General features: G+C 44.2%; 20 protein-coding genes, 1 pseudogene and 1 other annotated feature. Of the genes and pseudogenes, 5 read left to right on the top strand and 16 right to left on the bottom strand.

The genetic code is table 11. The features are described from left to right. Window positions 1-10: 10 nt before the first annotated feature. The gene (locus MKY14_RS08710; RefSeq protein ID WP_076141900.1) at window positions 11-400 is read right to left on the bottom strand and encodes a hypothetical protein; all 390 of its coding nucleotides are present in this window, start codon (window positions 398-400) and stop codon (window positions 11-13) included. 131 nt (window positions 401-531) lie between these two features. Then, a complete protein-coding gene (locus MKY14_RS08715; protein ID WP_339243814.1) occupies window positions 532-2,277 on the bottom strand; it encodes a glycoside hydrolase family 35 protein in 1,746 nt (581 codons plus the stop codon). Between the two features lie 190 nt (window positions 2,278-2,467). Between MKY14_RS08715 and MKY14_RS08720 the strand changes: the two are divergent. After that, a pseudogene (locus tag MKY14_RS08720) lies at window positions 2,468-3,881 on the top strand (sulfatase-like hydrolase/transferase); the annotation flags it as partial. 84 nt (window positions 3,882-3,965) lie between these two features. Here the strand turns inward: MKY14_RS08720 and MKY14_RS08725 are convergent. The 5 genes from MKY14_RS08725 to MKY14_RS08745 form a co-directional block, all read right to left on the bottom strand. Beyond that, complete coding sequence (locus MKY14_RS08725) at window positions 3,966-5,465, bottom strand: arylsulfatase (protein WP_340976311.1); 1,500 nt, start codon at window positions 5,463-5,465, stop codon at window positions 3,966-3,968. Between the two features lie 15 nt (window positions 5,466-5,480). Continuing rightward, entirely contained in the window at window positions 5,481-7,376 is a 1,896-nt protein-coding gene (locus MKY14_RS08730; RefSeq protein WP_340976313.1) for a family 20 glycosylhydrolase, read from the bottom strand. 121 nt (window positions 7,377-7,497) lie between these two features. Next, complete coding sequence (locus tag MKY14_RS08735) at window positions 7,498-9,129, bottom strand: extracellular solute-binding protein (RefSeq protein WP_340976314.1); 1,632 nt, start codon at window positions 9,127-9,129, stop codon at window positions 7,498-7,500. Between the two features lie 57 nt (window positions 9,130-9,186). Continuing rightward, window positions 9,187-10,086 carry a carbohydrate ABC transporter permease gene (locus tag MKY14_RS08740; protein WP_076129726.1) on the bottom strand — a complete coding sequence of 300 codons (900 nt, stop codon included), beginning with the start codon at window positions 10,084-10,086 and terminating at the stop codon, window positions 9,187-9,189. A 24-nt stretch (window positions 10,087-10,110) separates the two neighbouring features. Further along, complete coding sequence (locus MKY14_RS08745; RefSeq protein ID WP_076194905.1) at window positions 10,111-11,079, bottom strand: ABC transporter permease; 969 nt, start codon at window positions 11,077-11,079, stop codon at window positions 10,111-10,113. A 249-nt stretch (window positions 11,080-11,328) separates the two neighbouring features. Between MKY14_RS08745 and MKY14_RS08750 the strand changes: the two genes are divergently transcribed. Continuing rightward, window positions 11,329-12,768, top strand: coding sequence for a response regulator (locus MKY14_RS08750; protein WP_340976320.1), 1,440 nt, complete (start codon window positions 11,329-11,331; stop codon window positions 12,766-12,768). Beyond that, complete coding sequence (locus tag MKY14_RS08755; protein ID WP_340976322.1) at window positions 12,755-14,533, top strand: cache domain-containing sensor histidine kinase; 1,779 nt, start codon at window positions 12,755-12,757, stop codon at window positions 14,531-14,533. The genes MKY14_RS08750 and MKY14_RS08755 overlap by 14 nt, the downstream gene beginning before the upstream one ends. Before the next feature lie 81 nt (window positions 14,534-14,614). On the opposite strand, the gene MKY14_RS08760 is transcribed toward MKY14_RS08755, so the two are convergent. The 5 genes from MKY14_RS08760 to MKY14_RS08780 form a co-directional block, all read right to left on the bottom strand. Beyond that, window positions 14,615-16,003, bottom strand: coding sequence for a sulfatase (locus tag MKY14_RS08760; RefSeq protein ID WP_076309059.1), 1,389 nt, complete (start codon window positions 16,001-16,003; stop codon window positions 14,615-14,617). 106 nt (window positions 16,004-16,109) lie between these two features. Beyond that, window positions 16,110-16,943 (bottom strand): AraC family transcriptional regulator, encoded by an 834-nt coding sequence (locus MKY14_RS08765; protein ID WP_340010432.1) that lies wholly within the window; start codon window positions 16,941-16,943, stop codon window positions 16,110-16,112. A 39-nt stretch (window positions 16,944-16,982) separates the two neighbouring features. Next, window positions 16,983-17,960: a formylglycine-generating enzyme family protein gene (locus tag MKY14_RS08770; protein WP_340976326.1), complete on the bottom strand. Its 978-nt coding sequence runs from the start codon at window positions 17,958-17,960 to the stop codon at window positions 16,983-16,985. Window positions 17,961-17,995: 35 nt separating this feature from the next. Next, window positions 17,996-18,529 (bottom strand): chromate transporter, encoded by a 534-nt coding sequence (locus MKY14_RS08775; RefSeq protein ID WP_076129733.1) that lies wholly within the window; start codon window positions 18,527-18,529, stop codon window positions 17,996-17,998. An 11-nt stretch (window positions 18,530-18,540) separates the two neighbouring features. After that, window positions 18,541-19,203, bottom strand: a complete 663-nt coding sequence (locus MKY14_RS08780; RefSeq protein WP_340976328.1) for a chromate transporter — start codon at window positions 19,201-19,203, stop codon at window positions 18,541-18,543. A 186-nt stretch (window positions 19,204-19,389) separates the two neighbouring features. Between MKY14_RS08780 and MKY14_RS08785 the strand changes: the two genes are divergently transcribed. Further along, entirely contained in the window at window positions 19,390-20,589 is a 1,200-nt protein-coding gene (locus MKY14_RS08785) for an ROK family protein (protein WP_076129734.1), read from the top strand. 64 nt (window positions 20,590-20,653) lie between these two features. Here the strand turns inward: MKY14_RS08785 and MKY14_RS08790 are convergent, their stop codons facing one another. From MKY14_RS08790 to tyrS, 3 genes are all read right to left on the bottom strand, one after another. Further along, entirely contained in the window at window positions 20,654-21,898 is a 1,245-nt protein-coding gene (locus MKY14_RS08790) for an anaerobic sulfatase maturase (RefSeq protein ID WP_340976332.1), read from the bottom strand. Between the two features lie 219 nt (window positions 21,899-22,117). Beyond that, on the bottom strand, window positions 22,118-22,405 hold the full coding sequence (locus MKY14_RS08795; protein ID WP_036688213.1) for a hypothetical protein: 288 nt from the start codon (window positions 22,403-22,405) through the stop codon (window positions 22,118-22,120). Between the two features lie 205 nt (window positions 22,406-22,610). Then, window positions 22,611-23,870 (bottom strand): tyrosine--tRNA ligase, encoded by a 1,260-nt coding sequence (tyrS, locus tag MKY14_RS08800; RefSeq protein WP_076129736.1) that lies wholly within the window; start codon window positions 23,868-23,870, stop codon window positions 22,611-22,613. A 187-nt stretch (window positions 23,871-24,057) separates the two neighbouring features. Then, window positions 24,058-24,288, bottom strand: a binding site (T-box leader). A 152-nt stretch (window positions 24,289-24,440) separates the two neighbouring features. Here tyrS and MKY14_RS08805 point away from each other — a divergent pair. Next, window positions 24,441-24,887, top strand: coding sequence for an Lrp/AsnC family transcriptional regulator (locus tag MKY14_RS08805; RefSeq protein ID WP_038571749.1), 447 nt, complete (start codon window positions 24,441-24,443; stop codon window positions 24,885-24,887). 77 nt (window positions 24,888-24,964) lie between these two features. Here the strand turns inward: MKY14_RS08805 and MKY14_RS08810 are convergent, their stop codons facing one another. Then, on the bottom strand, window positions 24,965-26,515 hold the full coding sequence (locus MKY14_RS08810) for an acetamidase/formamidase family protein (RefSeq protein ID WP_340392085.1): 1,551 nt from the start codon (window positions 26,513-26,515) through the stop codon (window positions 24,965-24,967). Window positions 26,516-26,592 lie beyond the last annotated feature (77 nt).

Genomic DNA, 26,592 nt, shown 5'->3' on the forward strand with positions numbered 1-26,592 from the left:
TCATTTTGCTTCAAGGAAAAATAATATCGCCTTCGTTGCTGCTTACATCAAAAAATCCTACTTTGTATTTTATAGCCAACTCCCGCATCGCCATATAAGCTTCCTCAGCTACAGAATAAGCGAAAGCTGCATAGATGACGGATGAGCCAAGTGAGTAGTCAGTCAACCGGTTATCCGTTCCGGCTTCCTCCATCGCCTCAAAAATCTCGTCCTCTACATTCATATTAGGAAATTGCTCAGACAACTCACTATAAAAGCGTTGCAACGCCTCCGATAAAACTGATGGATCATTATAGGCATGGTCTTCCGACCACTGCACTTGCTGTTCATACCACTCCATAAACGCTGCTCTCTCTTGCGGTGCTTTAGACGTCTCGAATGCCATCAAATCATAGCTCATTTAAAATCCTCCTCTAACCCACCCTAATCGTGCATTTTCAGTTCCTATAAATTGTTGGGCTGTTTTGATTATATATTAAAAATCATCAGACCCATACTATAGAATCATGATACTTCCTCACCCGTTAAATATCATGTGAGCTCCGGTGTATCCACAAAAGTAACCACTGGCTCCATTACGCCATGTAGTTCGAATAAGATTAGCTCGTTATCACCTTGACGCAGAAGCGGCGCTGGTAAGTACAGTGTTTTAGTGGGACCTTGCTCCCAGTAGCGCCCTAAATTAAAGCCGTTTATAAAAACCTGACCTTTACTCCATCCATCCAGCTGCAAAAAAGTATCCTCAGGCTTACTGACTTGAAAGCTCCCCCGGTAAAAAGTGGGCTGCTGACGTTGCTCGCAATCTATCGGTGTGAATGATAATCCCTTAAGATGGGTTAAAGGCAAAGAACGAATCGTCCAATCATGCAGGAATTGATAGCCGAGTCTAACGCCACAGGTTATGCCTTTTGGATCACGAAGCAGCGGGCCATAATTTACACGCCCCATATTCTCCACAAGGATGTCGATCTGCAGTCCCTCCGTTGGAACCTCTAATGGAATTCCTCGCGGATCCCAGCGTTCAACTGTACCGACAAAGGCCCCATTCGCGAATACAAGCGCACGATCACGTACTTCTTGAAGGAAGAGCTCCGTACTGCTGCGGGGTCCACTGATCTTCGTCGAATACAAAATGAACCCATAATTCTGATTCAGTTTCTCCATTGGCTCGGGACATGCTCTATGTACTGGGTGAGACAAAACGTCTAACTGAGTGAACAGTGGTGCTGCTTCTGTCATCAACACTTTACCATAAGCTTGTGACTTTATTAACGGCGGTAATTCCAGGGGCGGCAACGTTACGTATTTCTCAATTATTGTTCGAGCTGCATAGAATTTTGCAGTTGGCTTGCCGGATTCGTCCAGCAGCGTATCATAATCGTAGCTGGTTACGATGGGCTCATATTTGTCAAAAAGATTTGCCCCATTCATAAATCCAAAATTCGTCCCCCCATGGAACATATAGAAGTTAACAGAGGCTCCTAAAGCCAGCATTTCATCCAAAGTCTCCGCTACTTCAGATTCGGGGCGTGTATTATGCGGTTTCATCCAGTGGTCAAACCATCCATTCCAGAATTCCATACACATCAACGGTCCCGTAGGCTGATATTCACGTAGTTTAGCAAAGGCTTCCTTTGCCCGTGAACCGAAATTCACGGTGGCGAACACTCCGTCAATCATACCCCCTTGGAGCATATGATCTTCAGCTCCATCTGAAGTAAACAGCAGAACGTCCATGCCGCGGGCGATCATTCCTGCTTTTAGATCATTCAGGTAAGTCTTATCACTACCAAAGCTTCCATATTCGTTCTCTACCTGAAGAGCAAGCACAGGCCCACCGTTAGTGCTTAACAAAGGCCGCAGACGTGGAAGCAACTCATCGAAATAGGCATCCAACTTAGATAAATAGACGTTATCATTACAACGCAGCTGTATGTTATTGTCCGCAAGTAACCAAGCTGGCAATCCACCGAATTCCCATTCCGCACAAATATAAGGACTTGGCCGCAAAATCACGTGCAAACCAAGCTCTCCAGCAAGTCTAACGAAAGCCTCGATGTCAGCAAATCCAGCAAAATTGAAGCTCCCCTCTTCTGGTTCGTGTAAATTCCAAGGAATATAGGTTTCAACAGTATTCAATCCACAAGCCTTCAGCTTCAGCAAACGATCCTGCCAATATTCCGGAACGATCCGGAAATAATGAAGCGCACCAGAAAGCAACCGGATGGGTTGTTCGTCTAATGTAAAATGATCCCCTGATATGGATAACTTCCGCATATAATTTCTCCTCCAACATTGAGATAGACTATTTAATTATAGGTAATAAAAATATCAACCCATATGGACGATTCTAATGAAATATATGGAGAATTCATTGGTTGCTAGAGGCTTTTGTGATGCTATACACTATATTCATAGGGGGTTGTTACGGATGTCAAAAAGAACTCATATTTGGTTAATTACCACAGATCAAATGCGTGCGGACGCACTAGGTATCGAAAACGCTTCCGTACTGACACCTGAGCTTGACAAGCTTGCTTCGGAAGGCACACTCTTCACTGGTGCTTACTGCGCTAGTCCTGTTTGCACGCCTTCACGTTCTTCCATTTTTACAGGCAGGTATCCGCATGTTCACGGTGCCTGGAACATCGGTACCACACTCAGAGAAGACGAACTTACCTTATGCGATCATTTAAAGAAAGCGGATTATAAAACCATCGGTATAGGAAAGATGCATTTCCGCCCTCAGATGAAGGGGGACTTTTCACAAGAATATGAAGAGCCTGCTTATCGTGACCGCGGAAGAGCTTCCGATGGAACGTACTACGGATTTGATGAACATCATATTACGGAAGACAATTGTATCGGGGAATATATGGAGTGGCTTAGAGAGCGCAACCCTGAAGCGGCAGAACGTTTCAGCAAGGACCGTTACAGAGCTTCTAATGCTCAAAACGATGTGTGGGAGAGCGAAATCCCTCCAGAGCTACACCAGTCATACTGGATTGCTGAACGGAGCATCGATGTGATCCTCTCTCACAAAACCGAACAACCGCTATTTTTATGGACCAGTTTCGTCGATCCACATCACCCCTTTGACTCCAAAAGCTTATGCGGATATGTACGCTGACACTGACATTCCATCTCCAGCCAGCGAAGCAGACGACGTGCATCTTCGTCCTCCACATCTGCTGCGTCAGAGCCAGGGAGGATATTGGCCTGGTGGCGGTGAGGAGCATTCTCTTAATGAAGCGCATATGAAACGGCTCACCCGAAATTATTATGCGATGATTACCTTCATTGATGAGCAGATCGGACGTATTATAAAAGCTTGGCATCAAAAAGAAATGTACGATGATGTAGTCATCCTCTTCACCAGCGACCACGGAGAACTGCTCGGTGACCATGGGCTGATTTACAAAGGGCCGTGGTTTTATGAAGGGTTAACACGAATCCCGATGATCGTACGCGGTCCTGGGATTGCTTCCGGGCAACGGGTCCCTGCTTTAATGGAACATGTTGATATTGTCCCCACACTGCTTGCAGCCGCAGGTCTCAAAACTCCCTACGGAATTCAAGGTGTGTCACAGATGGAGGTGCTGGCTGGAAGAGAGTCCCATGTGCGTAATTCTGCCCTAACCGCTTATATTGCTCATGATCGCGGCATTAACGCTAAGTGTTTGCGTACAACACGCTATAAGCTGGTAATCTTTGCAGGTGAGACCTACGGTGAATTGTATGATTTGAAAGAGGATCCTCATGAGAACTCCAATCGTTTTGAAGATCCCGATTATAGTGATATTCGCCATTCGATGATTGAATTGCTCGTCCATCGAATGATTCAAGATCAGGACCCTTTGCCTGAACGCCGGAGTAGCTGGTAAATCAAAATACACGCTAAACTCCTTAATCTTTCCGTAACAGACGTAGGGCAACCTGAAAGTTCAGGTTGCCCTACGTTATGATTATTTTCCCAATTCGGATGCCTTTAGAATATGAGAAATTGGGCGTCCGGCAATCCATTCGCCGTTGTTTACAAACCCTTCCTCTCGTCCCTCCAGCTCTTGAATAAGACGCTCTCTCCACTCTTTTATACGCTCAAATTTATCAGTACAGTCTATCGCATTAATCTTCTCTGAGGGGTCTGCCACTAGATCAAAATACTGCTCTTCCCCTGTCTGAGAATACCAAATAAATTTCTCTCTTCCATCCGTTAAGAAGTGGTGGGACTTTTCTCCATAGGCTTGTTCCCCATGAATATAAGATCGCCATAATGTCTGATCTCCCCTGCACAGCGGCAACACACTTTGCCCTTCTACTGTAAATGGTATTTGGACGCCAGCAGCTTCAAGAAATGTGGGCATAATATCACGAAGCTCTACAATGGAATCAAGCCGGGAGCCGGCAAGAAGTCCAAGCGTTTTTCCCGGATCAAACATTATGAAAGGAATCTTAGCACTTCCCTCATAAGGAAGAGATTTGCGGAAGTAATGGTGATCCCCCATCATTTCACCATGATCAGAAGTAAATAGAATCAAAGTTTTATTTAAAACTCCATACTCCTGCAGCCCATTGATCAACCTCTCAATTTGGTCGTCAAGATGCGTAATTAGCGCGTAATACGCGGCACGGGCACGATCCAATCTGCGCTTTGGCAAATTAGTGAACGAAGAAGTTGGATCCTTAGCTGCGTTTAAGGCCGCACTCTCGTTCACCCAGTCTCCGATTGGAGGATCAGGAAATTCCAAGTCCTTGTACATATCTAGATAACATTGTGGCGGATCCAAGGGGGAATGGGGGCGAACGAAGGAAGACCATAGGAAAAATGGTTTCCCAGGATCTCTTCTTCGCAAAAAGTCTAGCGACTCGGTTACGCACCAATTCGTTGGATGCATCGCTTCCGGCAAGTGCCAGGGGCGGGCAACCGTTGAGGCGTTGCAATCGAGGCCTAAGTCAGTGATATCCGAATTGGCATCAGTTTGTCTTCGCAGCCACTGCAAATAATCGTCCACTTGATCATAGTGTTCATCATGGAACGTTTGGTTCTTATCCCGATTGTAGTGAAGATATCCATCATGAAGCACCACATTATGGAATCCACATAGATTACGTGCAGGATACACATGCATCTTGCCAACACACTGCGTATGATAACCAGCTTGAGCAAGCTCTCCGGCAATCGTATGGGCGTAATTCCATTCAACCTTATCCTGATAACCAACCCGGCCATGTGATCTCTGCCCCATTCCTGTCATGATAGCAGCCCTGGCGGGAATACAACTGGGGGTAGCCGAATACGCGTGCTCAAATAAGATCCCCCTTGATGCCAGAGCGTCCAGGTTGGGTGTCTCAACGACGGGATGTCCCATAATGCTCAGACAATCAAAACGCATCTGATCTACGGTGATAAGCAGAAGGTTAGGCTGCTTTGTGCCCTTTTGATTGTCCAGATTAGTATCAATCATAACCTCACCCCCTTCTTAAATCCCAGCGATCACGGACGGTGTTGCAATCGTGTGCCATAAATTCGCACTTATCGCCCTGGGGTCGCCCTCGTCAACAAGGCCGTCGAACGTCAGAAGCTCCTCTTCTAATTCAGCAATCTGTTCCACGTTCCCTTCGACATAACGATTGATTCGATGAATCGCCGTTCTGATTCTCTGAAGCAATCCTCCCATACGAAGATCAAAGACATCAAGACCAAACACCTTATTTTCCTGCTCCCATTGCACTCGATAGTCGTCCATGAATTGTCTGGCCAAATCAGATAATTGTGGCAAAGTCACCTTGGCAAAGTGAGCCAATTCCTCTAAATCTCCACGATGATAAGCTTCGCGTATAGAAATCCCGATTTCGCTCTTTATTTCGAGCAAGCGACACAAGCTGGCTTGTACAGAGAATAAGGATTGCCAAGGCGAATTGCGAGTGATCGCCTGTTCGAGCTTTTCTGCACTTTGCTGATAATGCTTCGAATACGCGCTAGGAATAACATATCGATCGAACAAACCACATAAAATATCTTGATAAAGCAAGTATTTAGCCGGATTGATAGAACATCCCCCCGGTGCCGAATTACCCGGAACCAAGTTGGCCGCATCGAGTGCCATAAAGTCATCATAATTGCCTTGCACGCAGCTACTGAATCTTTCTTTGACATGGTTCTCCACGAAACATCTCGTGTAGCAGAGCTCCGCCCAAAGTTGAAGGGTAGGAAGAACCGAGAAAACGGAAGCTTCAGCGCCATTATCTCCCCATGCGGTAATCAACACTTCTTGAATTCCATACTTAACACAGTTATCATGAGCCAGCAGACTGACATGGCGACTGAATTCATTGTTTGGAGCGAAGCCCATCCATTTCCAAGCACCACCTGCAAATCCAATATGATCATTCAACTGCTTATGTTTGCTTAACATCCCGTCATATTTCTCCTGCGTTTCCGAATAATAATCCCAGTAGATCAAGGTAACATCTTCAGGAATCAGCTTTACAATATCAGGGCTAATTGGACTTTCAGCATCGTAATATTCTCCGGAACTGGCCAGACGGAAAAACATGTCGCTCCACATCATAGTCTGGAAACCATATTTTCTGGCGATCTCTATAACAGTGCTAAAGTGTTTTAACATTAATGAGGTTCGATCCTGATACCCATGCTTATCCAGGTATTTACCAAGTCCCATCATATGAGCTTCGTCCATCCCGATATTTATGCGGCGACTGCTTACATGAGCCGACATAAAAGCAAACATTCGATCAATTAACTCATAAGTTCTGGGATCATCAATAAGGAGAATATCCTGGAAATCCACAAGCGGTGCATGTGCCTGCCATTTCAACGCTTGGCCGAGATGGGCCAGGGTCTGAATACAAGGAACCAGTTCTATGCCAAATAACGCGGCATACTGATCCAGCTCCCGAATTTGATCTCCTGTATATCGGCCTCGCAAATAGCCGAAATAAGGGTATCCCTCCAGTTCGTAGGTGTCTTCCGTATACAACTGAACCGTTGAATATCCCATAAGCGCTAAACGCCGGATCAATTCCTTGTATCCTTCATAGTTAAGAACCGCATTTCGCGAACAGTCTACCATGAAGCCTAACTGTTCATAAACCGGCCGTTCATTAATTTCAACTCGTTCTCCACGGCGTACGTTCTCAAGAAATCGGCTGAGTGCCCGGAACAATTGATGTTCCTGTTCATACGCAATGGTGACCTGAGCCTCATCGTAAGATATTTGAATGCCCTTCCCTTGCTTCTTACAAATCACTGGTATCCCTGAGCGTTCCATTCGAATACTCAATATTCCCGCTACTTCTGAAACAGCTGCTAACTGTTTCTCGGTTAACCCTGTCAAGTGAATGCTAAGGTTCATAGACTTTACCCTCCCAATCTTATAAGTATGCGGTCAGTAGCGCCGCACAGTCTAAGCCATACTTCAAATAATTAAACGGAAGATCCGGGCTACTTCCGCCCGGATCTTCTCTATTCATCCATTATTCAATACCTTGTTCCTTGGCCTTCTCATTTACTTCCTCTATCATTTTATCAAGACCTTTAGCCTTATAATCGTTCACAATGCTATTCCAGTAACTCTCAACGGGTTCTTTGGAAAGCATGATCTTAAGCAAATCATCATGGTCAAGCACAGTAAATTTATCCTTTGTTGGGGTGGACATATAAGTTAACCGAATGTCGTATTCTGGCACCTTTGTATTGTTCTGAATCCAGTCGATGTAATCGACAGCTTCTTTGCGGATTCCTTCATTAGCAATCGTCGGGTTATCCATGTTATAGCTATCTGAAGTTTCATAAGCCACCAAATTCTTCAGAAATCTGCTAGCTGGATACTTCTCATTTAATGAACCCTTTTCAATGACAACCTTCTGCCCATTTTCGAGCTTATAATCTACACCTTCGATGCCATAAGTCAACAGATCCTTGCCTTCAGGAGACAACACATAATCATAGAGTGCCATGATGCGATCCATCTTTTTATCGTCAATCTTATTGCTGAAATAGCTTTCTGACCAGTATGTTTTAAAGATGGCGTGTGAGCGTTCACCATCAGGACCGATAAGCGGCTTGAGCGCCTTCACGCTCTCCGTCATATCCTTATCCGGATAAGCTGTTTTCCAGCGTTTTTCATACATATCGCTATTTAAATTTATGAAACCTCCACCGCTTAGAAGAGCAGCTGCTTTGCCTGCTACGAAATTGTCATAGGACTCTGCTGGTTTGACGAGCGCGATGTCTGGATCGATCAATCCTTTTTCGTACATATTCTTCATGTTTTGCAGCGCTGGCAGCGCATTTTTAGAGAATACAGCAGGGATAAACTTTCCATCCTCTTTGATCCATTTAAAATCACTGCCGCTTCCATCACTAGTAGCAACCGGGTTGCCATACAACCAGAAGAATCCGCCCAGCATCTTGGTAGTTGTCGTCGTAAGACCAGTAACATGCTTGCCTTCCGGATCCGACTTTACGACTGCATCAAGCATGGCTTCAAACTCTTCCCATGTCTCTGGCTCTTTGGTGATCCCTGCCTTTTGAGCAAGATCCCAACGATAGAAGACCATACGATCCAGTGCGCTCCAATCAACACTCGGGAACATCCGGCGAGGCACAGTATAATACTTTCCATCTACTCCTAATCCTTTAATATCTGGGGATTCGAAGTATTTTGCAAGGTTTGGATACTTTGAAAGATCCGGGAGCGCTTTGACAACGCCTTGATTCACCCATTTGCGCTGATATTGCGTGCCGACGGCGTCGATCGCGAAAATGTCTGGCAATTGGCCGGAAGCGGCCCACATTTGAATCTTCTGGGTATAGTCATCCCAAGACAAATTGACAGGTTTTAGTGTGATGTTGAATTTCTCCAATACTTGTTTAGCGATCGGGTCCTTTTCGATGTTAGCAATCTCGGCATCCGCATCCCAAAACCCAAGAGAAATGGTCATTGGATCCTTGTAAGGATTATCCGTGGAGTTAGAAGAATTCGGAGATGTTTCACCGTTTGAACCAGCCTGCCCTTTGCCGTTATTGCCTCCACCGCAAGCCGTGAGTACTGAAGCCAACAAAGTTATACATAATGCCAATGTCATTATTTTCTTTCTATGCATGCTTGAAACCTCCCTTTATACTATTTTAGGATAGAATCAATCTATTTAAAATCTTTCTTATCCTTTTATTGAACCCACCATAATCCCTTTATTAAAATGCTTCTGCAGGAACGGATAAACAACAATAATCGGAATACTCGAAACTACAATCGCTGCCATTTGAAGTGCAGGTGTGTAGACCTTCCCCGTCTGCTCCTGCTCGGCCATCGTTTGTGCCATTTGGCTTAGCAAGGAATTCGAAGTAATGAGTGTCTCCCGCAGATAAATCTGAAGTGGTGCTTTAGCAGCGTCACTGATAAAAATCAGCGCATACCACCATTCATTCCATCTTTCCACAGCATAGAACAAAGCAAAAGTCGCCATGAATGGAGCAGAGATCGGAATAATGATTTTGAAAAGAATGTACAGATCATTCGCCCCGTCCAGCTTAGCCGATTCTTCCAAGCTTTCTGGAATGGTATTGAAATAGTTTTTCATAATGATTAGATAAAACGTATTGAGACCCGCGGGGATGATCATGACGAGTATATTGTTTACGAATCCTAGATCCTTGACGACTAAGTAAAAAGGAATTAAACCGCCATTGAAAAACATAGTGAACAAGATCAAGCTGAGCATTATGTTTCTGCCGGGCATACCCCGCTTGGATAATGCGTAAGCTCCCGCCACAGAGATTGTCATACTGAACAACACGCCAACCACAGTTACGATGACAGAATTAAAGATGGAAGTCCAAAACTTCATATCCTGAAGCAAAAGCTTGTAAGCGGACAGGTCAAACGAAAGCGGAAAAATATAAAAGTCACTTTTACTAATCGCTTCGAACTTTGCCACAGAGATAATAAGAACATTATAGAAAGGAAAAAATGTTACTATTGCTAGGAGCCCCAGAACCACGAATGCGACGATATCGAAGACACTCCACTTTTTTCTCTTTTTAACCGTTGTGTCGGTCACTTGCTTCTCCCCTTTTCCTGCAGATTAATACAGCCCTTCCTCGCCCATCTTCTTAGCGAACGTATTGGCCGCCCATAAAAGGATTAGGCTGATAATGGACTTGACGACACCCACGGCGGTCATATATCCAAAGTCTCCTCCAATCGTGAAGGAAGTCCGATAAATGTAAGTATCGATCGTGTCGGCAACCGAATATACCGGCGAACTATACAGGTTGAAAATTTGCTCAAAGCTCGAACCTTGGGTTAGTAGTTGTCCAACTTGAAGGATTAACAGAACTGCGACTGTACTCTTCAAACCCGGCCATGCGATGTTTAGCAAACGGCGAAACCGGTTCGCTCCGTCCACTTCAGCCGCTTCAAACAGCTCAGGATTGATCCCTGCCAGAGCCGCCAGGTAAATGATTGAATCCCAACCGATCTCTCGCCACACATGCGTGATATACAGAACGGGTCTGAATGCACTTTCATCGACAAGAGGAGAATTCGGATCTCCACCAAACAGCATGATGATCTGGTTATAAATCCCGTCCTTGCTTAAAATATTGATAATAATCCCCGACAGTACAACCCACGATATAAAATGCGGGAACGTCAGGATCGTCTGAAAAAACCGCTTCATTTTTGTCCTGGAAAACTCATATAAAACAATCGCCAGGATAATGGGCATCGGGAAATGAGTGACCAGCTTCATCAAGCTGATAATGACCGTATTCCAAAACGCCTTGCGAAAATCGGGGTCGGTCAGCAGCGTTTGAAAATTCTCCAACCCAACCCAAGGACTTCCCAGAATCCCCTCACTGTAATTAAATGTTTTGAACGCTAGCGTTACACCGTACATGGGAGCATAGCTGAAGAGGGCATACCAGATTAACACCGGTAGAACCATGAGGTAAAAATACTTGTACTGTAAAATCGTTTTTCCTAAACTTTGCTTTGGAGCACGAGTTTTTAAGTTTCGTTTAGGCGTACGAGCGGTTACAGAATCAGCCAATCTTCTCCCCACCTTTCTGTATGAGTTTGTTATGCTTGTAAGCGATTTATATGGTAAATTATATCGGGAGTGTAAATTCTCTTGTATAGAGAATACAACTCCGATCATGTGGATTTTTCACACCTTTGCGGGAGACCTTCCTGTGGCACGTAATATCGGACATAGTGAGCGTAAGATCGTCCATACCCCCCTTGGTCCACAATCGCTAGGATAAATCTAAGAGCTCTATAAAGAGAGGGGGATTCACTTATGCGTTCAGTAATTATTGCAGATGATGAGAAGTGGATTGTAGAAGGAATTAAAGCAGGAGTGAATTGGAAGAAATACGGCTTTGAAGTGATCGACGATGCCGAAAACGGGCAAGAAGCCCTTCAATTAATTCAATCGCTTCGCCCCACCCTTGTTCTAACAGATATCAAGATGCCTGTTATGAATGGACTAGAGCTCATTCAACGTGGCAAGGCCATCGCGCCGGATACGATCTTTATCGTACTCAGCGGACATGCCGAGTTCGCTTATGCACAAAAAGCAATGAATTATGGTACTTTCGGATATTGTCTCAAACCCTTTGAAATCGAAGAAATTGAAGGAATGCTCAACCGAATAGCCCAGCAACACGATTCCAAGACAGTTAAAGAACAACCTATCCACGACTTCGAACTTTATGAAGCGGTTTGTTCCGGAGATCTTGAACGAATTAACTTATGGTTGGATGAGAAGAAAATACCCTTGTCGAAAGATACCCCTCATATCCCCATTGTTATCCAAGGGTTAAGTTCACCTGTAGATGTCAGGCAGTTCTCTTCCCTGGTCTTCCCAATGAGCCGCCGTCGGTATGGTTACTTATTGGAAGAGTGCCAATACGAAGTCTTCCTCCAGGGTCTTAAACAAACAGAAGTTGTACAAGAGTGCGGAGTCGGGATCGGTCCTCCTATTTCGGATATACACCAATTGGATGCGTCTTTAGAGTCCGCCTCTCATGCTGCTTTCAGTATGTTCACAACGGGGATGCCCGGATGTTACCGGGTGAATCCACAACAGGAAATACCGATCGACGAGAAGCTCAAAGAGATTTCCCGGATTCTTCATAATAAAGACCGGCTCGGTTTCATAGCAGCCATGGAATCGATAAAGAAATTATTCAAAGAGGGAACGTTCACCATTAAAGAAGCCTATTTGCTCTATACATCGATCCTCTACTTATTTCCTCGGGAAGGGACTCGGGTTAGCGGCCGTTTTTTTGAAGGATATGAACAGCTCTATTATCGGTACGGCACGGCTGAAGCTATGATTGATGATCTGATTCTTATGACACTTGATATTTTTATGAACAGAAACGAATCTGATATTTCACGAATCTCAAACCACAAAGTCAAAGAAATCATGTTATACATCCGCAACCATTTCAATCAAGAAATTTCGATCCAGCAATTAGCCAATCAGTTTTTTTTAAGCCCAAATTACTTATGCCAATTATTCAAAAAAGAGGCCGGCGAGACCATCATCGAACATATCAGTCGTTTACGAATTGAATACGCTTGTAAAACGCTGATCGAAACCAACCTTTCCATTTACCAAATCGGTGAGAAATGCGGTTTTCAGGATTATTTCTATTTCACACGAATTTTTAAGCGGCATCTCAAAATGACACCTACACAATATAGGGAACAAAACAATGAAAACATTTAAGAGACTATCCATCCGTACTCAGGTTTTGCTATTCGGGTTATTTATTGTTGCCATTATCCCAATCATCGTTTCACGAGTCTACCAACTATCAAGCGAGACTATCATTAATCAAAATACGCAATACAATACGGAGCTGGTCTCCCTCCTCAAGCAACGGATTTCTGACAACTATGCCAACGTTTCTTCCATGATGATGAATGTGGGTTACGATTCGACCGTCCAAAAGTTCCTAGTCGAGAATGATAAGCTTCGAGTCTACGATCTATCCCAGAAAGTTGAAGGATTGTTGAGCATCGCCCGAAATATGAACACGGATATCTTAGATATTATTGTTATCGGTAGCTCAAACACACGTATTTCCTTAGCAGGAAGAACAAAATATGCTATCGATCTTATGAAAACAGCTGAGGAGGATGGAATCGTTCATTATCGCGGATACAGTCCTCCAGACAAAGTCATCGACAAGAGAAAACTGCTTTTCGGGATGAACATCTTCGCTTCAGGTGACACGTCCCTATATGGTGAAAAAATTGGCTATCTCGCAGTTATTGTAGATATGAAAGCCATTCAAACTGAAATTTCTGAGTATCCCCGATTGGTCGGAACCAGCTTTTTTATGATGGATGATAAAGGCATGATCTACTCTAATAGCAATGAGCCGGAGTATATGCTCCAGCAGTTTCAAACTCGGGCAACTGGAAGGGATGGAGAGTCCATCGTCGAGACGGTTCATGGAAAGAAATATGCAATTCAGTCCTTTAGCTTACCGGAGATCTCTGGAAAAATCATAACTGCTGTTCCTGTCCATAATTTAATGAAAGAACTGGAGAAATTGAAGAAGGTCAGCTATGCTCTTCTAGCCTTAATCTTGCTGGTCGTCTCTATTCCCTATTCTGTACTTATGATGAATCTCTTAAGACCGTTGTCTAGGCTTATGCGCTATATGAATCAATTAAAGGGTGGAAGTCTGGGGATATTGAACAACAAGGTCGATTTAAAGGGCTATGCTGAGATTGAAATCATCTCTCGACAGTTCAACGATATGACCACACGAATCCACGATTTGACGGACCAATTAATCGATGCTTCAACTCAACTTTATCTGACCGATCTGGAAAAGCAGCGGGCGGAATATTCGTATTTACAAAGTCAAATTAATCCGCATTTCTTAAGCAATACTTTAGATACAATCAAGGGCGTTGCGATCGTAAAAGGAAATCGGGATATCTTCGAGATGACTACCGCCTTAAGCACAATGCTCAAGTACAGCATCAAAGGCAAAGAGGAGGTAACTCTTGGGGAAGAGCTGAAAATCGCGGAATCTTGTGTGAGGATTTACCAAGGCCGTTTCCCGGACAAATTTACTTACAAGCTGTTGTGTCCACAGGAATGGTTACACATTCCCGTGCCTAAAATGATCCTTCAACCTATTGTTGAAAATGCGCTTGGTCATGGGCTTGAGGCACAAGGACAAGGAATTCTGCTGATCTCCGTAGAGAAAAACGAAGCGGGGCTGCTTGAAATCGTGGTTGAAGATAATGGTGTAGGTATCGATACAACAAGACTGGAACAACTTACGGAGTTGCTGGCTGGTAAGAATATAGAATCAGGAGATCATATCGGTCTCCTAAATGTCAATAATCGTCTAAATCTTAAGTATGGCGATCCTTGCGGCGTTCTGCTGTACAGTAAGGAGGGTAGCGGGACGAAGACCGTTTTGAGGCTTCCCGGATCTTTAATAGATCCACAAAAAGCGAGAACATAAATAGGGAGGTTGCCCATTCAGGGCAACCTCCCTTTCATATGTCTTTCATTCGCCGCATTTATTAGGATATTATTAAGCATCCTATAAGGATGCGCTCAGATACTCTTTGGCATGGTAGGGTCCACCTTCCATAAGTACCGTCCATAATGGATCGATATCACAATCCATGGAGCCCATCATATGATCATGCCATTCATTCAACAGATAGACAGCCTCCATACAAACGTCTTTACGTACTTCGACAAGATTATGTTGTTCATAAGGATCATGCTTCAAATCAAACAGCATTTCTTGCGGGAATCCATGGTGTCCGTCATGATAGGTACGTATATATAACCAATCCGCAAATCGGACGCTGCGTTGACACACATGCGCGCATTGTGAGATTACGAGATACTCACGCCCTCCCAAATTCCCCTCCAGAATGGCACCTGCATAACTTTCACCATCCCAAGAAGCAGCCCCTTTCAAATTCAAAAGGCTTGCTAATGTAGGTCCTAGATCAAGGTGATAATGTAGCCCCTCCTCCACAATTCCCTTCTTGCCCCCTGGCCAGCGAACAATCATCGGAATACGGCAAGTCGCCTCGTCTGCTGTGCCATGTTCGGAGTAAATTCCTAGTTCACCCAGACTCTCTCCATGATCCGCAGAGATCAAGATAGCCGTATCTTCCATCACGCCAAGTTCTCTCAGCTTAGAAAAAACTTTCCCGAGATGCTCGTCCAGATACTTAACTCCAGCATCATAGTTGTCAAAGATAACACGCAGGTCATCACGGTTCTCTATCTCCTGCTGATGCCTGAAATGCTGCTGATAATGCGATTTCGCGAGCGCATTCATATCTTCAATACTATGCTGCCCCTTCTTATTTCGGTGAAGCTCAAACACTTCTTCCGTGATCCAATCGGGTAAAGGCTCCTTCTCGAACGGATTACCGTAGCTCTCGGGTGTACGATAAGGTGTATGCGGATCCCAGAAATTCAGGTGCAGAAACCAATTTTCGGACTCCCCGTTATCCTCAAGCCATTTAAGTGCCACTGGAAGCACCTGCTCTGCCGTCTCATGCCCTCTGCCACCAACATTAAACACTTCTTGGAACCCGGCGTTAAAGGTCCACGCCGAGTGTCGTTCGGAGAAGGTGCTGATCGATGCGGTTTTCATCGCCGCTTGCCTTAATATAGCCGGAAGGCTCTCCATCCCCAGACGGTCATTGAATTCACGTTTGGCTCCTTCTCTACGCATATCAGCAGCGGTTCCGCCATGCCCTACAATCCCATTATGAATGCCAAATCGCCCCGACATTAAGGCGGAACGAGACGGCAGGCAAGGAGCATCTGAACAATAGTAGTTGGTAAAGGTGACACCTTCTTTAGCGATTGAATCGATATTCGGGGAGGTATTCCGATGATAGCCATAACATCCCAGATGGTCCGGGCGAAGCGAATCCAAATCCAAATACAAGATTCTCATGAGTTATTCCCTGCCTTTCCTTTTCATCGAAATGGTTACGCTCGATTCGGGGAGCTTAGAATGATCTGCTCATGCTTATAAGAGTAAATGAATATGGAAAACTCCGCTATGGAGCAGCGATGTTTGTTTTTGTAAATTCGATACTTTTCCGGTACTCTGCCGGCCCCTTGCCGTATTCGCCACGAAATACCTTGCTGAAGTGTGAAGCATCATAATAACCACATCTCTGGGAGATATGCTCGATTGTATAATCCGTATATTCCAGCATTTGTTTAGCTTGCTGCAGCCGCAATTTTCGCAGCATTTGCATGGGTGTCAGTTTATATATTTTCTGAAATGCCCGGCTAAAATAAACAGGATTCATATGATAGAGCTTGGAAAGCTCCTCTCTACTAATCTCCTGATCAAGCCTCTCCTCCATATATTGCAACGCTTCGTTAAAGCGGTCCGTGATAAAGGGATCTCGTGAAGAGCGGCGCCCGCCAAGCTTGGTACTCTCCATAATTTCATAAAGAAGAAAAAATGCCAATGAACCGACCTGAACATTCCTGAAATCATCTTCCTCCTGCAACCACAGGCTTCGCAACTCGTCAAACCTTCGCTCATATTCGCTTCGATCCCGGACCCGAATCACCTTGCCTAAAGGGAATAACTTAAAAAAGTCATCTCCGTCTTTAACTTTAGCGTTAATATTAAACAGATAATGTACGCCATCCGTTTTGGAGATCACATTGAAAGGCTCGTTAGGACGGTGGATCATCACATCTCCGGCAGAAGCAACATATTCTCCTTCGGAGGATGTCGTCAATACCTCACCTTTTTGGATATAAGAGACGGTATAACAAGACTGGACATAATCGAACAGGATCCGCTTCTGATATTGAATCTTTAGGACGTCCAGCACGCTGATGTCAAACTGACTATGGATGATAGAGGACAAGGAAGTTCCTCCTTCTTATGTAGTAGTCGTAAAAGTGCTCTAACCTGTATAATCAGCCGCACATCGAAAGCCAATATTTCCGGCAGAGCTGTCTGGAGTATTTTTGCTTCTAGCCGCCACCCGATAACGGTTGCAGTAAGATTTATGGCACAAATACGATCCTCCGCGCATTGATCTTGCGACACCACTTATTGGACCTTTCGGATTCACGGCTTCGGAAGATAAATGATAATCCTTAGTAAACCAATCCGCGCACCATTCCCACACGTTTCCTGACATATTATAAAGACCATAGCCGTTAGGCAGATAGGAATTTACAGGTGCGGTACCTGCAAATCCATCGCTGGCATGATTTTTATCGGGAAACTTTCCCTGCCATACATTACAGCGATGCTCTCCGCCTGGTTTTAATTCGTCCCCCCAAGGATACCGTTTCTGAACCAGTCCTCCTCGTGCGGCATACTCCCACTCCGCTTCCGTAGGCAGACGTTTACCAGCCCAGCGACAATATGCATCCGCATCATGCCATGATAGGTGAATAACCGGATGATCAAGTCGTTCATCTAAATGGGAATCCGGACCTTCAGGATGACACCAATCCGCTCCCTCCACCACCCACCACCAGGGGGTTTGAGTGGCTACTTGGGTCACCTTTTTCCCAGTCTCCATGGAAACAAAAGAATGAAACACGTAAGACCATCCAAATCGTTCCGCATCTGTAACATAGTTTGTTTCCTTGATAAAAGCAGCAAACTGCTTGTTCGTAACCGCCGTTGCATCCATCAAAAAGGAAGATAAGGTAACCTTCCTAGTCGGCCCTTCTCCATCTGCGGGGAACCCTTCCTTATCATCCGTCCCCATAAGAAAAGTGCCTCCAGGGATAAGGATCATGTCCGAGAAATCTTTCACCCCTGTTATTCCTTGAACCGTTGTGTTCTCCTTACAAACATCAATAGATTCTTGTTTCGCGACTTGATTTCGACTAGCTGAACAACAAGCCCGTATATTCTCTGACATGATTTACCTCCAATCTGGGATCGTCCCGGCTCTGTCTAAAAAAAAGCTACCCCAAGAATGCCAGAAGCAACGATAATGGTGAGCGGATGCAGCTTATATTTCATTAAACCATAAAGTGCAGCGAATACAATGATCAACATGCCAAGGGTCTGCCAAGTAATAAAAGCATGTTCCACGCTATTTAAGCCAAAACGAATCGCAGCATAGGCAATCAAGCCTGTAATCACTGGCCGCAAACCATAAAATAACGTTTTAATCCATTGACTGTCCCTCACCCGATAAAAGAAGACGGAAATAACGATGATGATTAAAAATGAGGGCAGAACCATGCCTAATGTTGACACAATCGCTCCTTCGATTCCGGCTATACGATATCCGATCAGGGTTGCACTGTTCGTTGCAACAGGCCCGGGTGACATCCCTGCGATGGAAACTACCTCTTGGAATTCCCCTTCGGATAACCAACCCCCAGCCATGGCTTCATGCTGAATCATCGGAATGATGGCGTACCCTCCTCCAAACGAGAGAAGGCCAATTTTTATAAAAGTGAAAAATAAACTCCAAATCACATCGCTTCCCCCTAGATGTAATACTCCGGATAATTCGATTCTTCATCAGAAGCTTTCAAGGACTCCTTCTCCGTTCGAACTTGGAGCCCAAAGAGCTGTTTAATTTGCAGATATACAAACCCAATACATAAACCAATTGCAATCACGTAAATGGGATTAATTCCGAAAACCAGTAAAACAACCGGTATAACTAACGCCGTAACAGCGGTAGTCTTGTCAATTATAGCGTTCTTGGCCATTCGATATGCAGCTACTAGGATCAAGGCAATAACAGCACCATTTATCCCTTTCATAGCGGCAATGACTTTTGGCTGGTCTGCCAGTTGGGAGTATACGGCGCTAAGCAAACAAACAATGATAAAGGTCGGAATCGTTATCCCTGCGATTGCAGCAATCGCACCCTTCACACCAGCAAGACGATAACCAATGAATGCTGCTGCATTTACACCTACACCCCCAGGTGCAGCACCAGCTAAAGATAGAATTTCATCCATCTCCTCTTCAGCCAGCCATTTTCGTTTAGCGGAAATTTCCCGTTCGATCATAGGGATCATCGCATAACCTCCCCCGAAGGTTACAGGACCAATTCGAACAAATACCCAAAACAACTGAAACAATAGACTTATCCTCAGGTCTGTATTCGGTATCATATTTGTTTTCATAGTTGTTCTCATGGAATCCACCCTTATATAATCTGTCGTAATTTCATTATATCACTTTTTCCCAAAATGGAATTAAGTTTTTTGAACGGTAAAATACAACCAAGGGTTTATGAGTTATACTATATTCATGTTAATAAATACAAACTATATAAAAAACGATCTTACAAGTTCATCCTATATATAGCTTGGAGGTATATCGTGGAAAAGCGCTCGACACATATTCCATCACCAAAAAAACTCCTATACGACCGAATCGCCGAACAAGGCACTGTTTCCAAGTTGGATCTTTTACAGACATTTTCGCTTACCAAAAGCACAATGACCCGGATATTAGATGAGATGACGGAAGAAGGCTTGCTGATAGAAAGCGGATTTGGAGAATCTAGCGGAGGCAGAAGACCTATTTTATACCAGATCAATCCTTCCTACGGTTATATAATCGGTTTAGAGATTTCCAGGGTGTATTCTTCCCTTGGTTTATTTGATATGCAAATGAACCCAAAATCAATAGTTCACTGGCGAATGGATCAGGCATTCACACCTGAAAGATTTATAGATCATATCAGTATTCAAATACGCGCTTTCCTTAGGGACCATCAGTTAGTGGACAGTCAAATCATCGGGATAGGAATAGGGGCTGTGGGGCCACTTGATCGGGAACAAGGCTTGATCCTAAAACCGCTGCACTTCCCTTCTTCAGGCTGGAACAATCTGCCGATTTGCAAACTGGTAGAGGAACGGACGGGGTTCAAGGCATGGTTGGACAACGGTGCCAATTCTGCACTGCTTGGGGAACGATGGTCTATCCGTCACGCAAACATTCAGCATATGCTTTATGTACATGCTGGAGCAGGACTCCGCTATGCGATGATGTCGCATGGAAGTATTGTTCATGGCACAATGGATATGGAAGATGCAATTGGTCAAATGATCATCCAGACAGATGGACCCCGATTAAATCATGACGGGAACTACGGGGCTCTGGAAGCATTCGTATCTGTGCAGGCACTAGAACAAAGTGCGCGCTCAGAGGCGAAAATGGACAACGATCTGATCCTCCAAAGATATAAAGTGGCGCCTGAGAAGCTGACTTATGATGTATTGGTACAAGCCTTTAGAGACGGTAATCCACACGCGCGTGAATTATTTACCCAAGCTGCCAGCCTCTTCGGGATCGGGCTCGCCAACGTTATCAACCTGTTTCATCCAGAGACCATCATTCTAGGTGGTGCACTCATTCACTCTCACGAGTTGTTTTTCCAAACAGCGGTGGAGGTGGCACAGAGAAACACTTACCGTTATCCTGAATACCAACCTCACTTCTCCCTAGGTATATTAAAAGAAGAAGCTGTGGTGACGGGTGCGGCAATAATGGTGAGAAATCATATGGTTCTATAGCATAACAAAAAGGTTGTTCCCAATCCTTTGCATGACTGTTGGGACAACCTTCTGTAGTCAAAGCTTATAATGCCTGACAGCAATTTTTGAATTTCTTCCCGCTTCCGCAGAAACATGGATCATTTCGACCTGGAAGTGGTTTTGCACTTTTCCTGTACTCCAGCATCCGCTCCGATCTAAGTCGGTTCGCCAGTAATAACATGCGTTCATAGGCGTATGAGTAGAACATTTTGTAGCTGTGGCAGAAATAATCAACCTCAGTCCGATCATTAACATCAAGCCAATTCCGGTTGCGCGGACATCCCCCATTGCAAAAGCTAAGGTACTCACACTTATAGCATGATTCATTCATATTGGGCTTCATTAACAAAAAATCATCATATACTGGGCTGGTTAGCAGCGCTTCCAGGTCAGTTTGGCCGATATTTCCTAGCCTATGCTCTTCATCGATAAAGAAATCGCAAGGGTAGGCATCCCCGTTCGTTTCAAGCACCATCATCTTCGGGCAACATGAGTTGTGAACGCATAACTCTGCCTCACGATGCATGAATACAAGAAGCATATTCTCAAAAATACGAATAGGAAGCTCTGAGTACCCCTCATTGTACCAAAGGTCAAATGTACGGCATAAAAAGACTCCGTATTGTTCGGGTGTAATTCGGAAACGTCCCGCTACATCACTTTTCTGAGAAACAAAATCCATGCAGGGGATAAACTGAATATTAGGAAATTTATGTTCTTGGTAAAATGCCATCAACTCATCTGGTTTCGTCACGTTATCTTCATGAATCACCGTCAGAATACTATACTCCACACCCTCATTCTGTAAATGACGAATCCCACGCATAACTAGATCATAACTGCCTTTTCCCAAACCTGTTACACGATGAGCATCATGAATAGGCTCTGGGCCATCCAGACTAATCCCAACCAAAAAGTTATACCGTTTAAAAAATTTCGCCCATTTCTCATGGATAAGCGTTCCATTGGTCTGCAGTGCATTACTGATCATCGTATGAGGTGGAGCGTACTTAGCTTGGAATGAAATCACTTGTTCAAAATACGAAAGTCCGGCCAATAATGGCTCCCCACCCTGCCAAGAGAAAGTCGCTATCCCTGATGATCTTTTCATGTACTGAGCGATAAACCGCTCCAGAAGCTCCGTATCCATCACCCGGATCGGTTGCTGAGGATGTCCCCCGGCTGTACTGTAATAGCAATAATCACAGGCTAGATTACAATCCTCTGAGACGGTTTTCCACATGACATGAAGGGTCTTCTGCTTAGAGGTTTGTATACATGCAGTCATACGATTCTGCCCCTCCTATGTAATACTATCTTTGTAAAACCTAATTCCTATTTGTTCAATTAAATCATAGATCTGCAAGTCAACGATGAGTAAAACATCATAGCTGGTCAAATAACTGGGCACAAAAAAACTGCACTCCCCATTGTCCGTTGGGACAAAGCAATAAGGGTGTGCAGTTTCTTTGTGGATGAGTCTAACGGTAGTTAGAGACTAGTCTTATTAATTACGGACGTATTCTCTATTCGCTGTTTCCAACATGGATTTCCAATCCGCAAACTTCGTCTCCCTAACAACATGACGATCAAACAGTTCATCAGGTATGTCAGCAACATCTTCTTCTGTCTTTACTTGAAAGTTCCCTTTGGTTACAAACTCATCGAAACTTTTGTAATTGGAATACTTACTCATAAACGCTTCATTAAACAATTTCTCGAAAGAGATGTGATTGGGATCTTCTTGATACGTTTTCTGTCCTTGTAACTCATTCATTAATTCTTCCATGGTCATTGGTTTTTGTCTTCTCAAATTACCACTCCTAATTTTCTGTTATAGTTGTAGAATATCATGTTAATCCATAAATCACACGAATCCTAAGCTTACCATAATTTTGACGATTTCACCTTTCAAATTTCACTTAATATGCAAATAGTCGGCCTCTATACTTAAAATACAACAAAAAACCTTCCTTATTCATAAGGAAGGCTTCTTATTATTAGGACAATTTCACCAGGCTGTAGTTTTTCTTACCCTTACGGATAATGATAAAACGTCCGCCGATGGCTTCGCTGGCTGTAACTTCAAATGCTACATCGCTAACTTTTTCACCGTTCATGGAAATTGCGCCTTTGGTGATGTCTTCACGCGCTTGACGTTTGGATGGCTCAATTCCTAGATCTACCAGCCACTCCACAATATTTTTGGACTCCAATGTCGTTTCGTAGGTCGGCATTTCCTTGAAGCCTTGCTCGATCTCGTCAGCGGTTAGAGATTTAATATCTCCACTGAACAGAGCGGCAGTAATACGTTTAGCCTGCTCCAGCAATTCCTCACCATGCACGAATCTGGTCATTTCTTCAGCCAGTGTTATTTGCGCTTCACGTTTATGCGGTTCGGTCTGCACCTTTTCTGCAAGTGCATCAATTTGTTCTTTAGAGAGGAATGTAAAGTACTTCAGGTATTTCACAACATCACGGTCATCTGTATTCGCCCAGAACTGGTAGAATTCAAAAGCTGTCGTTTTGTTCGGATCCAGCCAAATGGCTCCGCCAGCTGTTTTACCGAATTTTGTACCATCGGCTTTCAGCATAAGCGGGATGGTAAGTCCGAATGCTACCGCCTCAGAACCTTCTTTTTTACGAATCAGATCTAAGCCACTTGTGATGTTCCCCCATTGGTCAGAACCACCGATTTGCAGCTGCACATCTTCATGCTGGAACAGGTGCAGGTAGTCCAGGGATTGCAGGATTTGGTAGGAGAATTCCGTAAAGGAAATTCCGCTGTCCAATCTGCTCGCTACAACATCCTTGGCAAGCATCGAATTGATGCTGAAGTTTTTACCATAGTCACGCAAAAATTCGATAACATTGATTTTATGCGTCCAATCGTAGTTGTTCACCATGCGGATTTGATTGTCGCCATCAGTCACGAACAGTTTTTTCATCTGTGCTGTAAGTGCGTCAACGTTGGCTTGGATTTGCTCCAGCGTTTGCAAAGAGCGTTCAGATTGACGCCCACTTGGATCACCAATCGTTCCCGTAGCCCCACCAATAAGAATCACCGGACGATGTCCTGCCAGTTGAAATCTTTTGAGCACCATGAATGGAATCAAGTGGCCAATATGCATACTGTCACCTGTTGGATCTACACCGCAGTACAGGGATACCGATTTTTGATTGGTCAGTTCTCTAAGCCCTTCGGCATCTGTTTGTTGATTGATGGCATCGCGCCATTCTAGTTCGTCGATAATATTCATTGCCTTACACCCCTCAAAATTAGTAGTTATCCTATAAATGAAACATCAGTCCGCCAAGCGGAAACGGTTCGCCCTCCTGATTAGGACGGGACCGTTTCAGCGAGAAATATAAGGAGTATTGATGAAGTGAACCCTATAAATCCTTATATTTAAAAACAAAAAAAATCGTCCCCTTGTCTATTGTAGACATAGGGACGATTGAATAACCGTGTTACCACCCAGATTGCACCCATGAAACGCTTATGCTCAAGCATACCATTGATACCACTCTTGACGAGATATCGTTCGCCATTCCGCTCGGTATTACCCGAGATACTCCAAAGTGTAATTCGCAAGCTTAGTGTGTACCGGGTTTCATCACCCCCCGGCTTTCTGAAACAGGGACTAAGTTACTACTGGGCTCCTTCAACGTATATCGTATATAAGATTACAGCCAGTATAGTGAAATAATTCTTTTATGTCAACTATCTTCAGGAGAGAATGCCGTCACACACTTCTACTGTAAAGCGCTACTAGGCATTTCCACTTTTTTTCTGATACAATTACGAAAAAAGAGGTGAACGAATCCGCATGCTAGATCCTATCGATAACCATATTTTGATGCGGCTGGCCCAAAACAGCAGAATTTCCTATACTGATCTAGCTAAAGAAGTCAGTTTATCAAGTGTCGCGGTGAAAGATCGTATTGATCGGCTAGTCAATCAAGGGATTATTGAACAGTTCTCGATTGTCATCAGTGCTGAAAAGCTAGGAAAGAAAATCTCCGCCTACCTGGAACTTGAAGTAGAACCTGCTCATTTAAATCATATCGTCGATGTATTAAAGGAAAACGAACGCGTAGCTGTATTATACGAAATGACGGGACCATGTATTCTGCATATTCACATCTTGGTAGAGAATCTTGAAGAGATGGAACGGTTTATGCATGAATCAATCTACTGTCTGGATGGACTGGTACGTGTAGAAAACCAAATCTTATTAAAACGCCACAAAAATCAGGACGGATTGAATATATAAGAAAAAGAACCGCCTATAAAGACGGTTCTTTTCTCATTTGGATTTTTTTAGGATTATCGAATAATTGCTATTTCGTCCTACTCTGTCTTAGCCAGCTTAGCTTTATAAAAGTTCACGAAATATTCGCTGACCACGATCTTCCCGTTCACAACACTTATTGGGGCTACAAGCTTCACTGTCTCTCCGTTGTAAATCCCCGTTGTCGCTCCAACCTTCATCTCCAGAACATTGCCATTGTAGCTTAGCGTAACTGTCTTAGTGGCTGGCTGCCAGCCAACCTTTGCTCCAAAGTTCTCAAAGCTGCTCCGTAAAACCACGGGCTTGCGCTCGGGATCTCCGAATTGACCTTTATCAATTAAGGCGTGTACGCCCCAGTTTCCATCCACCACTTGTGTAATTCCAAAATCAGCTGACACAGACATCAGAGAGTACGCCTCATCTTCGCTCAATTCCATTCCAGCCATTAAAAAATCTTTTGTTTTATGAGCGGCATCCTTCATCGCTTTGTCGATGGACGAGTTTTTGAAGATATCCGTCTGAGCACTAGCCCCCAGCTCCTCCAAATAATTGGCGTAGCTGAATCCATGTACAACCCACTCGTTCTCATTTTCAAGTAATGGGAAGTTTAAACCTTTCAGCTTGTTGTTAAGCGATGCTTTTTTATGAAGAATGACTTGTATATCCCCAGTGACCGATGTCTCGATCGCAGTTCCGTTAATCTCCGAATCACCTTGACCGGCATGCGGGTCACCGATCGACAGAAGTGCACCAGCTACGGATACTGGATAATACATCGTTGCACCTTCGGTAATCCGCCAATCATCTACGTTACCGCCGTTGTAAGAAGGTGGAACGGAGTCAACAACATCCGCTTCTTTCGGCGCCACACCCATTGTACCAAAGTGGAGACGTACCGGAATTTTCACGCCTTTTAGCACATCGAAGTTCTTATCAATCGTATTATGGTCAACGATAACACCCGGGTAGTCAATTGTCGGGTGCACTTGACCATCTGGATCGGTTTGCACAGACCATTTGTAGTTATATACAGCTGTTGCATAATCTGTTCCACCCTCCGTATCCATCTCGTAGATAGTTACTACCTCACGCTTTTTCGGCTCCTCTACCATATCTCCGTATAGATAGCCCCAGTTCGCTGCGGCATTCACGCCATATGTTTTGCCAGCGTATTGGTCATTCCCATTTGGTCTCAGCTTCATGTCCAGAATCTTCACTTCCAGCACATCTCCTGGTTCAGCACCTTCAACAGCGATAGGACCTGTCATAATGTGTACGCCTGGCCCGCGGAGCGCTTCGTTCTTCTCCCCTTCAATCCAGTGGAAAATATCCTCTACTCCCGCATCTCCTTTAATCATCCGCTCGTAATCATCCCCTGAGTGATGTGTAATGGCCTCAACCGTTACGATGTCTCCCGAATGCACAGTTAGAGCTGGATCTCCCTTACCTATATTCCCCCATCGAACAGTTTCCGAATTCGCCTTCAGTACATGGGTTTTGGGTTTATACGCATCGTTCGATGTGTTAGCATACATAACACTCGATAACGAGTTCACCCCTAAAAACAGGGATAACGTGACACCTACATTACGAATTATTTGTTTTTTCATACGAAAATCCTCCATCCCTATAATTAGTGTTAGTTTTTATAACATTTGGTGTTTCTGAGTATAACAGATGACCTGAG

Origin of the sequence: Paenibacillus sp. FSL R5-0887 (assembly GCF_038002305.1) — a bacterium.
In the GTDB taxonomy this organism is placed as follows: Bacteria; Bacillota; Bacilli; order Paenibacillales; family Paenibacillaceae; genus Paenibacillus_AQ; species Paenibacillus_AQ odorifer.